Genomic DNA, 12,900 nt, shown 5'->3' on the forward strand with positions numbered 1-12,900 from the left:
CCGTCGCCGATCAGGATGGCCTTCACACCTCGTCTTGGGGAGTCTCATGACCCGTTCCGTCCTTGTGTGGGCCCTGGTCCTCGTCGTCGTGGGAGCCGTCGCCGTGGCGCTCTGCGTCGCCACCGCGCCCATGGTGTCCGCCGAGGCCCCGCGTGAGTTCTTCGACTCGCCCTTCCTGCTGCCCGCGTTCCTCGTCCTGGCGGTCCTGGCCGGTCTGGCCGGGTGGTTCGCCCCTCAGGTGGGCCTCCTGTGGGGCCTGCTCGCCGCCGCTCCGTTCTACGTCTACTTCGCGTCGGGCGTGGTCAGGGAACTGCGGGAAGGTGGCCAGGGTCTCTGGCCGGTCGGCCTGCTGTACCTGGTCGGCCTCACGCTCATCCCGCTGATCGCGGCCCTGGCGACCTCGCTGGTCGCCAGGGCGCGGGGGTGAGTCACCCTTTGTAGTTGAAGATCTGGCGGAGGGTGTGCTGAACCGCCACCAGATCCTTCTGGTCCGCCATCACCTGGTCGATGGACTTGTAGGCCTCGGGATGCTCGTCGACCAGCGCGGCGGCCCGGTCCGCGTTCCAGGTCCGGCCGCTCATCGCCGCGGTCAGGGAGGCCGCGGACAGCTCCCGTTTCGCCTTCGTACGGGACATGCGGCGGCCCGCCCCGTGCGAGCAGGAGTTGTACGACTCGGGATTCCCCCGGCCGCGCACGATGTACGAGCGGGTGCCCATCGAACCGGGGATCACGCCTTCGTCACCGGTGTCGGCCTTGATGGCTCCCTTACGGGTGATCCACAGGGACTTGCCGTAGTGCGTCTCCTGCTGGGTGAAGTTGTGGTGACAGTTGATCGTACGAACCCGCTCACCCTGGCCCGCGACCCGGAACAGGGCGTTGACCAGGACCTTGTCCATCCGGGCACGGGAGGCCATGGCGTAGCGCTGGGCCCACAGCATGTCCTCGATGTACGCGGTGAACTCCGGCGTGCTCTGCACGAGGTAGGCCAGATCCGGGTCCTCCAGGCCGATCTCCTGCTTCTTCATCAGCTTCTTCGCGCCCGTGATGTGCGTCTGGGCGAGCTGGTTGCCGATGCCGCGCGAACCCGAGTGCAGCACCGTCCAGACCCGATCGCGCTCGTCCAGGCAGACCTCGACGAAATGGTTGCCGGAGCCGAGGGTGCCGAACTGGTCGGACACCTTCTTGGTCTGCTTCGGGTTGAGATCGGTGTGCGGCAGGCCGAGATCGCTGAGGGCACGGTCCATCGACGGGTCGTCATGGCCCTTTCCGACGCCGGCCGGGATGCGGTGCTCCACCATCGGCATCAGGGCGGCGAGGGTGTCGGGCAGGTCCGCGGCCGTCAGCGTCGTCTCGGTGGCGACCATGCCGCAGCCGATGTCCACGCCGACGGCGGCGGGGATGATCGCGTTCTCGGTGGGAATGACCGAGCCGACCGTGGCGCCGATGCCGACATGGGCGTCGGGCATGAGCGCGACGTGCCCGGAGACGAATGGCAGGCGGGCAGCACGAGCGGCCTGCGTGATCGCGCCTTCATCGATCTCGCTGGCCCACGACAACAGGTTCGGTGCGGGCTGGTTCGGCATGGGATAGGTCTCCTCGCTGGTTCGTGATCAGTTTGGCGAGACCAGGAGGCATTTCCCACTCATTTTACCGAATTCCGGATTTGTGGAGTGGCGTGCGCTTCGCGTGGTGCCGGTTCAGGCGGGCATCGCCTTGTAACGTGGTGCCGGTTCAGGCGGGCATCGCCTTGTAGCGTGGTGCCGGTTCAGGCGTCCACGCTGGGAGCAGCCGCATGCGCTGGCAGGTCCACTCCGAAGAGCCCCTCTACACCGACCGCTGGCTCGATGTCCGCGTGGCCGACGTGGAGCTTCCGGACGGCAGGCATCTCGACCATCGCCTCATCCGTACGGCGTCGGGAGCCGGAGCCGTCGTCACCGACGATCAGGGCCGCGTACTGCTGATCTGGCGGCATCGCTTCATCACCGACACGTGGGGCTGGGAGATCCCGACCGGCCGGATCGAGGAGGGCGAGGAGCCGATCGTGGCCGCCGCCCGCGAGGTCGAGGAGGAGACCGGCTGGCGCCCCGGCCCCTTGCGACCGCTGCTCTACACCCAGCCGTCCAACGGCATCTCCGACTCCGCGCAGCACGTCTTCCGCGCCGACGGCGCCCGGCACATCGGGCCGCCCGCGGAACCCTGGGAGGCCGAGCGCATCGAGTGGGTCCCGCTCACCGACGTCCGCCGCCTGATCGACAAGCGCGACATCGTCTGCGGCACCACCATGAACGCGCTGCTCTACCTCCTCATCGAGGGGTGAATGGTGCCTCTCGCGCGGCCGGGCGGCCACGTGCCGTGCGGACTGGGAGGCGAGCCCCAAACCCGTCCAAACTCAGTGGCCACCGGGTGACCCGTTCCTCCGTTAGAGTCTTGGGGAACGGGCATGCCGGGCGGAGGATCTGGTCGGTTGAGGCAACACGGCAACGAAGGCGAGAGGAAAGCGACGTTGGGGCAGCAGGGGCGCTCCGCAGGCACTCCGCTGACGCCGGAAGACCCGTCGGCGATCGGCCCCTATGAGCTGATCAGCCGCCTCGGCTCGGGCGGCATGGGCACCGTCTACCTGGCCAAGGCCGCCGACGGCGTACAGGTCGCGCTCAAGGCGATCCGCCGCGATTACACCATGGACCCGGTCTACCGGGCGCGCTTCCACGAAGAGGTGTCCAACGCCCGCAAGGTCGCCTCGTTCTGCACGGCCCGCGTCCTCGACCACGGCGAGCACGACGGGGTCCTCTACCTCGTCACCGAGTACATCGAGGGCATCTCCCTCGAGAACCACCTGATCGAGCACGGCCCGCTGACACCGTCCGTGCTGCACTCGGCGGCCGTGGGCGTGGCGGCGGCGCTGACCGCGATCCACGCCGTCGGCCTGGTGCACCGCGACCTCAAGCCCGCCAACGTGATGCTGACGCTGGGCGGCCCGCGAGTGATCGACTTCGGGCTGGCCCGCTCGTCCCACGTCTCCACCCGCCACACCAACGCGGGCATGGTGATGGGCACGCCCGGCTGGATCGCTCCCGAGCAGGTCTTCGAGGGCCGCACCAGCCCGGCGGGCGACGTGTTCGCCTGGGGATCGCTGATCGCCTACGCCGGGCTCGGCGGCCATCCGTTCGGCGAGGGCGACGCCTACGTCATGGCGGCGCGCGCCCGCACCGCCCCGCCGGACCTGCGCGGTCTGCCCGCGCCGCTCGACCGGCTGGTGGCCGCGGCCATCCACCCCGACCCCGCGCGCCGACCGGCGGCCAAGCAGCTCCTGCTCGAACTCGTGGGCGCGGCCGACGAGCCGGCCGCCCAGCTCGCCGCGACCCGCCATCTCACCAGCTCGTGGAACCCGTCGGAGTTCCCGCCGCTGGCCGAGTTCCCGAACAATCCGCAGGTACGCCAGGCGCCGCCGGGCTGGACCCCGCCGCCGCAGGGCCACCAGCCGTCGGCCCACCAGCCGTCGTCTCACCAGCCTCAGCCTCAGGCGCACCAGCAGACCGGTATGGGGCCGCTGCCGGGACGCGGGCCGGCACCACACCCGCCCGCCCAGGCGCCGCCCCCGCCGCCGCCCCGCCAGTCACCTCCTCGCCAGGCGCCACCCCATCAGGCATCGCCCCGCCAGGCATCGCCGCCTCCTGGTCCGGCGAGCCAGGGACCGCCATCCCTCCAGACGGGACAGGTGCCACTCTCCGCTCATCAGACGGGACAAGTGCCGCTTTCCGCCCATCAGACAGGGCAAGCGCCACTGCCGCCTGGGCCGAGGGGCCCGGTGGCGTTCCCGGTCAAGCGGAAGAGGAGCGTGTTCACCGGCTGCGTGACCGCCATCGTGGTGGCCATCGTGCTGTTGGTGCTGCTGCTGGCCGTACTGGCGTGGGCGCTCAGGTCCCCCGACCCGGTCGGCGCGGACAGCCCGGCGCAGGACGGGAAGCTGAAGTTCGCGGTGACGGGCACCAAGTGCCCCAAACCGGCCAAGGGCGCGAAGCAGCGCACCTGCCAGGTGAGCCTCAAGGTCAACAACATCGGCCAGGAGGCCAGGGTCCTCTACCCCGGCCAGCAGAAACTGCTGGACGAGGACGACGCGTTACACGGCGGCACCAAGCTGCTCGACAAGGCGGGCGCCGAGGTAACGCCGGTCCGCATCGGGCCGGGCCAGTCCTTCAGCGGCGCGCTGCTGTTCGAGCTGCCGAAGGAGGCCCAGCCCGCGGGACTGGAGCTGCATGACTCCGGCCTGAGCACCGGAGTGCGGGTCAGGCTCGATTAGACGGGATGCGGGTCAGGGTATGAACCGTTCTTCATATTCGCTAGGAAAACCTGGGATTCTGCTCTGGGGTCGTGGTCCGTGCTGTGCCGGTGGAAGGTGATCCGCGGGATGGATCGGTGTCCGGCGGGCGTGTATCGCTCACGTGTTCTACCCAAAGGCGTCAACTCTTGGTAGCGTTACGATCACACATCGTTGTTGCGGGGAGTGGGCGGGTGCAGGTTGGGCTCCAGGTCGTGCGGTGCACGCGTCGATGTCGCCTGGTCACCCGTGAGCTGAGGGGGGCGGTGGGTGAGTAAGCTCACCGCGACGGCCTCCTGCACCGCTTACGCGGCGGTGGTGGAGGCGACTGGTGAGGTCGTCGCGCAGGCGCTGCTGGTGCGGCGGGTGGCCTGGCTGAGCGGCCTGGCGCGCGATGTGACCGCCCGTTTGGTGGTGACCCGGTGGAATCTGGCTGATCTGGATGGGCTGACCGGCGGGGTTGGGTTGGACGGGCGGGTGTTGCCGTCGAAGGGCTGGATGGCGCTGCGCAGGCTCGGCTGGGCCGCGAGCCCGCCCTCGGGCGTACATGTGTGCGATCGGGTGCTGCGGTGCGCCCAAGAGCAGGCCGCCCGCCTGTTGCGGCTGGCCTTGCACCGGCGCCGCCTGGTGGCGGCGATCGTGGCCACCTGGCCGCAGGATACGGGTGCACGTACGGGCGCCGAGTGGGAGGCGCTGCGTGCGCTGCTGCCGGACGGGGTGACGGCGGCCGACATCCGGAACCGGACCCGGCAGGTTCGCGCCTACCTCGACGCGCATGGCGCGTTCCCGGCCGATCTGACCGAACTGGAGGAGCCGCCGAACGTTGCGGCGCAGGTCGTGCTGGCGGCGGCCGACCGGCAACTGCTCACCCTGGAGCGCACCGGCCACCACAGTGCCCGGCTGCGGGTAAAGCTTCCCCTGGTCGAATTCCCCGCGTCCGGTCGGACTTGGGCGTGGCATGTGCTGCCAGTCGCGCTGCCGCCGACGGTGCCGGCGGAGGCGGCGTTGTGCGCCCCTACCGTGCGGGTGGTCAAGGGGCGGGTGCGGATCGATCTGCCGTTTCAGATCCCGGTCGGCTTCGCGCCCGCTACCGGTCATCGGGTCGGGTGCGGGTTCGACTGGGGCCTCAACGGGCTACTGACCGGCGTGGCAGCGGAGTTGGCCGATGACCGGGTGATCAGTGATGGGCGGCCGTTCGTCTACGACGCGAGCGGTGTGTCGGCCAAGCTGCACCGGCTGCGGGCCGAGCGTGAACACCTGGCCGCCAAGATAAAGCATCAACAACGACTCCTGGCCTGGATGACCGTCGCCGATCCCCGCCGCGCCACGTTGAGCGCGGCCTGCCGGGCTCTCGGGGTCGAGCATGAGCGGCTGTGCGCCCGTATCCGCAACCTGAACAAGGCACTGACCTGGTCGGCGGCGCGGTGGGCGGTCGACCAGGCCGCCGCCGCAGGGGCGACGGTCATCTATCTGGAGGACCTGGCCACCCTGGAGGCGCGCGGACGCCGGGCCAGGGCGAACGCGCGCCTGTCGGGGCAGGTGCGCGGGCGGATCGTCAAGGCGATCCGACATCTGGCCGCCAAGTACGCCATCGCGGTGGTCACGGTTCCGGCGCGTGGCACTTCCCGGTACTGCCCCCGGTGCGGGGAGGGCACGTCGGTGCTCCAGCATTGCCCGGCCCCGGACCGGCTCGCCGAGCGGGGCTGGAGGTGGGCTTACTGCCCGGCCTGCGGCCTGTCCTGTGACCGGGACTGGGCAGCGGCCGAGCGGATCGTCTCCCGCGGCCTACTCGGCCAACACGCCACCCGCACCCACCGTTCCACCGGGGCGCGCACCATAACCACCATCGTGGAAGGCAACGTCGCCCGCGCCCGATCAACGCGCAGGCCCACCCGGGCGGCCCGCCGCGCCCGCCGCACCCGAACAGACCTGCACCCCCGCCCGGCAGCACGCGACAGAGCCAAGAGGCGCCCCACCCCGAAACGACCCACCCGCACCCAGGCCAACCCACGCAACAACCCGATGACCTCCAGCCGTGTGCCCGACCGGCGCACGGTGCCCGCCCCACCGCCCACCGGCGGTGGACAGCGTCCGGCGGGCCATGCACCCAAGCCGGGACGGCACCAGCCGTACCGGACAGGGCATGCCAGGAATTCTCACCATCGGACCGGCTTCCACCACGCCAAAGCCACCCCCGTGCTCACGCTCATCGAGCACGGGAACAGCCCAGGCCAGGCCACGCCCGTCCGAGTTACCTGATTCCTTCAGGGAACCACAGAGAATTCAAGACGCTCGATTAGTGCTGTACGAGGCGGGGTCGGAGATGTCGACCTTCGACCGATCGGGCAGCGCGTACGTCGCGACCAAGCCGATCACCGCACCGATGATCATGAACACGGAGATGGCCTGCCAGCCGTAGTCGTGCAGCAGCCAGGTGGCGATCAGCGGTGCCGGTCCACCCGCGATGACGGAGGCCAGCTGATATCCCAGCCCGGCGCCCCCGTACCGCAGACTGGTCGGGAAGCTCTCCGCGATGAGCGCCGCCTGCGGACCGTACTCCATGGAGTGCTGGAGCTGCGTGACCATCATCGTGACCAGGATGACGACGGCGATGCCGGTGTTGAGCAGCGCGTAGTAGGGGAAGGCGATCACCGCCAGCAGCGCGGCCCCGATGAGGTAGAGCCTGCGGCGGCCTATTCGATCGCTGAGATGCCCGAAGTACGGGATCGCGAAGAGCTCGACGGCCGCCGCGGCGCTGACGGCGGCGAAGGCGAACGTTCGCGACATCCCGATGGTCGGGGACGTGATGTAGGTGATCACGAATGTCGTGTAGAGGTAGAACGGCATCTGCTCCGGGATGCGCAGGAGCGCGCTGAGCAGGACCTCCTTCGGGTGCTTCTTGAGTACCTCGACCACCGGCAGCTTGGCCACCTGCCTGGTCTCGAGGAGCTTGGCGAACAGCGGCGTCTCCATGACCCGCAACCGCACCCAGAGACCCACGGCGACCAGCACCAGGCTGGCCAGGAACGGAATCCGCCAGCCCCAGTCCTTGAACGAGTCGCCGGCCGCGAGAGCCACCAGCGACATCGCGCCGGTGCCGAGTATGAGGCCGATGGGCACGCCGACCTGCGGCCAGCTGGCCATCAGGCCGCGCCTGCGCTGGTCGCCCCACTCCATCGACAGCAGCACCGAGCCGCTCCACTCGCCGCCGACCGCGATCCCTTGCAGGATGCGCAGGACGACGAGCAGGATCGGCGCGATCACGCCGATGGTGGCGGTGCCGGGCAGCACGCCGATGAGCGCGCTGGAGACGCCCATCATGACAAGGGTGATGATGAGCGTGGCCTTGCGCCCGATGCGGTCGCCCCAGTGCCCGAAGATCGCGGCGCCGACCGGCCGGGCGGCGAACCCGACCGCGTACGTGGCGAAGGACGCCAGAACGCCCGCATAAGGGGTGGACTTGGGGAAGAAGACGTCGGCGAACACGGTCGCCGCGGCCGTGCCATAGAGAAAGAAGTCATACCACTCGATGGCCGTACCGACGACACTCGCCGTCGCCGCTCTTCTCACCTGGGATTGGTGCTCCGCGGCTGGTAACCCGTGATCGTGCGTCACCTGCGCCTCCTCAGCCCGGACCGGGACTCCCAGTGTGATCCGGCTCACACGTCACCCGGTTTGCGCCATGCGTACCCGGCTGGCGGGGGGCGAACACTGGATTTGTCAGATCGTTAGCGACAAATGGTGCCTTTCTGGTGTCGGACGACATCTGTTGCGGCCTCGTCGCCGAAGGCATAACCGCTTTCACGTACCCCACTCGACGCGGTACGGCCCAGCACCCCTCCTCGGGAGCTCATCGCCATGGGCTGCGACGAGCTACTCCTCCACACGTACGACGTCTCCCGCGGCCTGGAGACGGAGTTCGTCCCTTCGGAGGAAATCGCCCTGGCGACGCTGCGCCGCCTGTTCCCGTGGGCTCCCGAGAGAGCCGGGGCCGGGGAGGGCCTGCTGTGAGCCAACGGCGGAGCCGACCTACCAGGTCAGGACCGCCTTTCCCGTGTCGCTCGCCTTCTGGCTCAGGTGGTAACCCGGGCCAGCACTATGCCGCCGATGATCAGGGCGAGCGCCGCCATCCTGCCCACCGACAGCGGGTCGTCGTTGACGACGATGCCCAAGGTGATCGCGCCGACGGCGCCGATGCCGGTGAAGACGGCGTACGCGGTGCCGACCGGCAGCGCGTTCATGGCCTGGGACAGCAGCCAGACGGCGGCGACCATCAGGACCAGGCAGATCAGCGTGGGCAGCGGCCGGGTGAAGTTGTGCGTCGGCTTGATGCTCTGGGACCACGCCACCTCGATCAGCCCGGCCAGCAACAGGATCAGCCAGTTCATCGGGCCGCCTCCTTGAGCGCCGCGGCCAGTGACTCCTCGTGCCGCTCGCGCAGGTGCGCCAGCGCCGGGTCGAGGCGGGCGTTGACCAGCTCCGCGTGAATGAACGTCACGTCCTCGACCCGGAAGTGGCCCTTGAAGAAGTCGCGCAGGTAGCGCTCCTGGTGGTCGTATGGCTCGCGCGGCGTGCCCGGACCGTACGCGCCGCCGCGCGCGCTGGTCACCACGAACGACCGTCCTTCGAGCGACATCTTGGGGAAGGTGATCTGGTCGAGCCAGGCTTTCAGCGCCGAGGGGATGGAGTAGTTGTACATCGGCGTACCGATGAGGATCACCTCGGCCGCGACCACCTCGTCGAGCAGCGGCTCCACAACGGCCCACGCCCGGCGCTGAGCAGGGGTGCGAACCGCCTCCCGATAGCGCGAGATGTCGGTGATCTCGTGCCGCAGGATGTGGTCGCACAGCTCGGTCCATGCCTCGCCGATGTGCGGCACGGGTTGCGCGGCCAGGTCGCGGTAGACGTAGCCGGCCTGCGGGTGGGCGGCCCGCCAGGTCTCGGCGTACACGTCGGACAGCCTCCGCGAGAACGACGCCCGGCGGGCGCTGGCGTCCAGGTGCAGCAGCATGCTCTCTCCTCATCACAGATATGTGGACACACTGTCCACTTAACTATAAACGGACGGCATGTCCACATACAATGGGGCGCATGGAGAGAGCCGACGCCGCGCGCAACCGGGCACGGATCCTCGAGGCGGCCGCGTTGCTGTTCACGGAGCGGTCTCCGCAGGACGTGACGATGGAGGACATCGCCAAGGCGGCCGGGGTGGGCCGGGGCACGCTTTACCGCCGCTATCCGGACCGGGCCTCGATCGCCGTCGCGCTGCTCGATGAGCACGAGCGGGACCTGCAAGAACGCCTGCTGCGCGGCGAGCCCCCCCTGGGCCCGGGCGCGCCACCCGCCGAGCGGCTGGCCGCCTTCTACGCCGCCATGGTGCGCCTGCTGGAGGACCACTCTCACCTGGTGCTCGGCTCGGAGGTGGGCCGCTCCCGCTTCGAAACCGGCGCGTACGGCTTCTGGCGCGCCCACGTGCACGCACTCCTGGTCGCCGCGGGCACGCCGAGCCGGGACGGGCTGGTCGACCTCCTGCTCGCCCCCCTGGCCCCCGAGGTGTACGGCTACCAGCGCGCGGTGGTCGGCCTCACCCCGGAGCAGATCACCCAGGCGCTGGCCAGACTCACCAGGATCCTGACCCCAGAGCCCCCGTAAGCCGTGGCCTTCCACGGACGCGCGAGCCGGCTCGGGCGGCCCCAGGGAGACCTCCTTGGAGCCTTCTCGCACGGGGCCTCGTCACCGGGGGCGCCGGACCGGCTCCTGTTCTGGCGCGGTGGCCACGGTCATATAGCCGCGACCAGTCGTGGACGCATAGGCGGCATAACCCAGGGTTCCGCTCTGGTTCGTTCCCCGGACGATGTTGTTGACGTTGACCCGGCCGACGATCGCTCCGGTGTCCCGCGAACAGATCACCAAGCCTTCATGGGCCGGCCGGGCATCCAGGGGCGGTGCAGCTCGGCGCTCTCCCGGACCAAAGCCGTATATTCCTCGTAGTCCTGGAGGGAGAGGTGACGAATGGCCACGCGTGGCCCCTGGGCAAGGTAGGTCGCAGAAGACATCCGTGAGATCTTACGCAGCCTCAGGCGATCCCCGAGTTCCACGCCCAGGCCGCGATCCCGACCCGATTGGCCGCTCCCACCTTGCGCTGGATGTTGGCCACATGCGTCTTCGCCGTGCCGGCGCTGATGAACAGCTCGGCGGCGATCTCACCATTCGTACGCCCATGCGCGACCAGCCGCGCGATCTCCATCTCTCGCTCCGTGAGCGGCTCCCCCGGCGGCTCCGGCCGGGCGGCACGGAGGTGGCGCAACAGCCGTACGGTGACCTGCGGGCTGATGAGCGTGTCCCCGGCCATGGCGGCACGGATGGCCTCGACGAGCAGCGTCGGTCCCGACCGCTTCAGCAGAAACCCGCAAGCACCGTTGCGTAGTGCCGTGTGCACATAGTCATCGAGGTCGAACGTGGTCACCACGATCACCCGCGTCTCCGGCGCGAGCACCCTGGTGACCTCAAGTCCGTCGAGCTTGGGCATGCGGATGTCGGCCAGTACGACGTCGGGCTTGAGATGCCGGGCGAGCCCGACTGCCGCCTGCCCGTCAGCCGCCTCCCCCACGACCGTCATGTCGGGCTGCGAGTCGAGAATGAGCCGGAAGCCGATCCGTACGTCATCTTGATCGTCCGCGATCAGAACCCGAGTCGTCACGTCACCGCCCCCACCAACCGGATACCACCGACACCGCCCGGACACATGTCCTTGCCCCCTTCCAGCCGCGTGTACGTCATATAACCCTCCCACTCCGACCCGCGGCTCCGGACTCAGACGGGGACGGCCGCCGTGACGCGCCAGCCCGCACCGTGGGGACCCGCGGAAAGGGAGCCGCCGACCGTCCCGAGCACCTCGGCGAGTCCCGCCAGGCCGAAGCCGCCGTTGCGACGGTGTTCAGCGAAACGACTCCCGCCACCGCGATCGTTGCCCTCCGGCAGGCCAGCGCTGCCATCGTCGTCCACCCGGATGCGGACCATGTCGCCGTCTCTCGTCACCGCGATGTCGACAGTGGTCGCCCGCGGCGCGTGCCTGCGTACGTTGGTCAGCGCCTCCGTCACCACCCGGTAGACGGTTGCCGACGCCTCGCGGGAGATCTGCTCCGCCTCGACGGCGAGATTCACTCGGATGGTCGGCGAGAACCCGTCGGCCAGTTCCCGCAGGCCGTCGATGCCGGGGAAGGGGCCTCTGGCAGGTTCGTTGAGCATGTGGACCGTACGGTCGAGCGAGGTCAAAGCCCGCTGGCCACCCTCCTCGATGCGCCGCAGGGCGTCCTCGATCCGCGGCGGCAGCTCTGGTGCGAGCCGGGCGGCCTGGGCCTGTACGAGCATGCCGCTGACATCGTGCGCCACGAAATCGTGCAGGTCACGCGCCAGAGCGAGCCGCTGATCCCGTACGGCCTGCGCCACCGCCCGACGCCGGTTGCCATCGAGCGAACGCAGATAGAGCCCGGCCGCGGCGACCCCGACCGCCCCCAGCGACCAGCCCGCGCAACCGGCCAGTATCAGCGAGGGCGGGCCGGGCCAGACCATTCTCAGCAGGATGGTCGAAACCGCGAGACCGGGGACGAGAGCTGCGAGAGGCGCGCGGCGGCCCGCGAGCATCGTCAGGGCGAGCAGCGCCGGCACCTCGATCAGCAGCCAGAAGGTGGTGTCTCCACGGGTGCCGGTCAGCGGATGGTAGGCGGTGATCGCCAGGGAGACCGCTCCCCCGCCCACGGCCGAGTACGCGGGAGGGACGCGCGGCCGGAACGCCACCACCAGCGCGCACAGCTGCAGCACCGCACCGATGAGGTTCACGATGTCGACCCTAGAACGCCTCGGCCGTACGGACAGCAGGAGCTACCTCACGGCCTGATGCTTTCGGGGAACCCGGTCCAGCGCAGGCCGGTCGGAAGGTGACTCATGTCGTTGACCATCACGATCGTGGGCGGCAGGCCGTCGCGGTACTCGATGACCGTCAGTGCGGTGTTGGCGCTGTTCAGGCCGAGCCATCGGGCTGGCGGCGCGTCCAGCGCGTGCCGCACCAGCCACGCGATCGGATAGGCGTGCGTCACCAGGACCTCGTGCGTGTCACGCCGAGCCCCTTGTGCGGTCGTCTCGGGAACCTTCGCGAACCGGGCGACCAGGGCCTCGGCGAGCTTCTGGCCCGAGGCCGCCTCCGCGTCGTCGTAGCCGTCGAAGAAGCCGGCCCAGGACGGGGGCGTTTCGGCCGTACTGGGAACGTAGGGCACGTGGTCGATGAGTTCGGCGGCCTCGGCCACGGGCACGTTCGGTAGATGCCGGGCGAGTTCGTGCGCGCTCGCTACGGCGCGTGGCAGCGGAGAGTGCCACACGGCGTCGACCGGTACGCCGGCGAGCCGTTCGCCCAGCAGGCCCGCCTGCTGGTGCCCGATGTCGGTGAGCTCCCCGAACGCGTTGGCCGCGCCGTGGCGTGCCAGGTAGAGGTGTCGCGTTGCCATGAGTGGTCAGGGGCGCGGTGCCCGTGCGGGCCCGCTTCCCATCTCCTTCGATGTGGATCCGTAGGTGTGGGTTCGGTGGCGGGA

The 12,900-nt window shown here is 69.6% G+C and carries 14 protein-coding genes; 6 read left to right on the forward strand and 8 right to left on the reverse strand.

The annotated features are described in order from the left end of the window. The first annotated feature begins 46 nt into the window (after positions 1-46). Entirely contained in the window at positions 47-427 is a 381-nt protein-coding gene (locus tag ACGFJ2_RS50585; protein ID WP_393480964.1) for a hypothetical protein, read from the forward strand. A gap of 1 nt (position 428) precedes the next feature. On the opposite strand, the gene ACGFJ2_RS50590 is transcribed toward ACGFJ2_RS50585, so the two are convergent. After that, a complete protein-coding gene (locus tag ACGFJ2_RS50590) occupies positions 429-1,583 on the reverse strand; it encodes an RtcB family protein (RefSeq protein WP_357952634.1) in 1,155 nt (384 codons plus the stop codon). 209 nt (positions 1,584-1,792) lie between these two features. Here ACGFJ2_RS50590 and ACGFJ2_RS50595 point away from each other — a divergent pair, with 209 nt between their 5' ends. The 3 genes from ACGFJ2_RS50595 to ACGFJ2_RS50605 all read left to right on the forward strand — a co-directional run bounded on the left by ACGFJ2_RS50595 (position 1,793) and on the right by ACGFJ2_RS50605 (position 6,574). Continuing rightward, a complete protein-coding gene (locus ACGFJ2_RS50595) occupies positions 1,793-2,317 on the forward strand; it encodes an NUDIX hydrolase (protein ID WP_393480967.1) in 525 nt (174 codons plus the stop codon). Between the two features lie 186 nt (positions 2,318-2,503). Beyond that, positions 2,504-4,297, forward strand: a complete 1,794-nt coding sequence (locus ACGFJ2_RS50600) for a protein kinase (RefSeq protein ID WP_357952632.1) — start codon at positions 2,504-2,506, stop codon at positions 4,295-4,297. A 288-nt stretch (positions 4,298-4,585) separates the two neighbouring features. Beyond that, entirely contained in the window at positions 4,586-6,574 is a 1,989-nt protein-coding gene (locus ACGFJ2_RS50605; protein WP_393480971.1) for a zinc ribbon domain-containing protein, read from the forward strand. 24 nt (positions 6,575-6,598) lie between these two features. Here ACGFJ2_RS50605 and ACGFJ2_RS50610 read toward each other — a convergent pair whose 3' ends face one another. Then, positions 6,599-7,885, reverse strand: a complete 1,287-nt coding sequence (locus ACGFJ2_RS50610; protein ID WP_393480973.1) for an MFS transporter — start codon at positions 7,883-7,885, stop codon at positions 6,599-6,601. A 288-nt stretch (positions 7,886-8,173) separates the two neighbouring features. On the opposite strand from ACGFJ2_RS50610, the gene ACGFJ2_RS50615 reads away from it, so the two are divergent. Further along, entirely contained in the window at positions 8,174-8,326 is a 153-nt protein-coding gene (locus ACGFJ2_RS50615) for a hypothetical protein (protein WP_357952630.1), read from the forward strand. 62 nt (positions 8,327-8,388) lie between these two features. Here the strand turns inward: ACGFJ2_RS50615 and ACGFJ2_RS50620 are convergent, their stop codons facing one another. Further along, positions 8,389-8,703 (reverse strand): DMT family transporter, encoded by a 315-nt coding sequence (locus tag ACGFJ2_RS50620; RefSeq protein ID WP_393480976.1) that lies wholly within the window; start codon positions 8,701-8,703, stop codon positions 8,389-8,391. After that, complete coding sequence (locus ACGFJ2_RS50625) at positions 8,700-9,326, reverse strand: NAD(P)H-dependent oxidoreductase (RefSeq protein ID WP_357952628.1); 627 nt, start codon at positions 9,324-9,326, stop codon at positions 8,700-8,702. The genes ACGFJ2_RS50620 and ACGFJ2_RS50625 overlap by 4 nt, the downstream gene beginning before the upstream one ends. 80 nt (positions 9,327-9,406) lie before the next feature. Here ACGFJ2_RS50625 and ACGFJ2_RS50630 point away from each other — a divergent pair, with 80 nt between their 5' ends. Then, complete coding sequence (locus tag ACGFJ2_RS50630; RefSeq protein ID WP_393480978.1) at positions 9,407-9,967, forward strand: TetR/AcrR family transcriptional regulator; 561 nt, start codon at positions 9,407-9,409, stop codon at positions 9,965-9,967. Positions 9,968-10,048: 81 nt separating this feature from the next. On the opposite strand, the gene ACGFJ2_RS50635 is transcribed toward ACGFJ2_RS50630, so the two are convergent. The 4 genes from ACGFJ2_RS50635 to ACGFJ2_RS50650 form a co-directional block, all read right to left on the reverse strand. Beyond that, positions 10,049-10,225: a hypothetical protein gene (locus ACGFJ2_RS50635; protein WP_357952626.1), complete on the reverse strand. Its 177-nt coding sequence runs from the start codon at positions 10,223-10,225 to the stop codon at positions 10,049-10,051. A 166-nt stretch (positions 10,226-10,391) separates the two neighbouring features. Beyond that, positions 10,392-11,015: a response regulator transcription factor gene (locus ACGFJ2_RS50640; protein ID WP_357952625.1), complete on the reverse strand. Its 624-nt coding sequence runs from the start codon at positions 11,013-11,015 to the stop codon at positions 10,392-10,394. Positions 11,016-11,128: 113 nt separating this feature from the next. After that, positions 11,129-12,154: a sensor histidine kinase gene (locus ACGFJ2_RS50645; RefSeq protein ID WP_393480982.1), complete on the reverse strand. Its 1,026-nt coding sequence runs from the start codon at positions 12,152-12,154 to the stop codon at positions 11,129-11,131. A 47-nt stretch (positions 12,155-12,201) separates the two neighbouring features. Then, complete coding sequence (locus tag ACGFJ2_RS50650) at positions 12,202-12,816, reverse strand: histidine phosphatase family protein (protein WP_358184709.1); 615 nt, start codon at positions 12,814-12,816, stop codon at positions 12,202-12,204. Positions 12,817-12,900 lie beyond the last annotated feature (84 nt).

Source organism: Nonomuraea sp. NPDC049028 (assembly GCF_043197735.1).
GTDB lineage: Bacteria > Actinomycetota > Actinomycetes > Streptosporangiales > Streptosporangiaceae > Nonomuraea.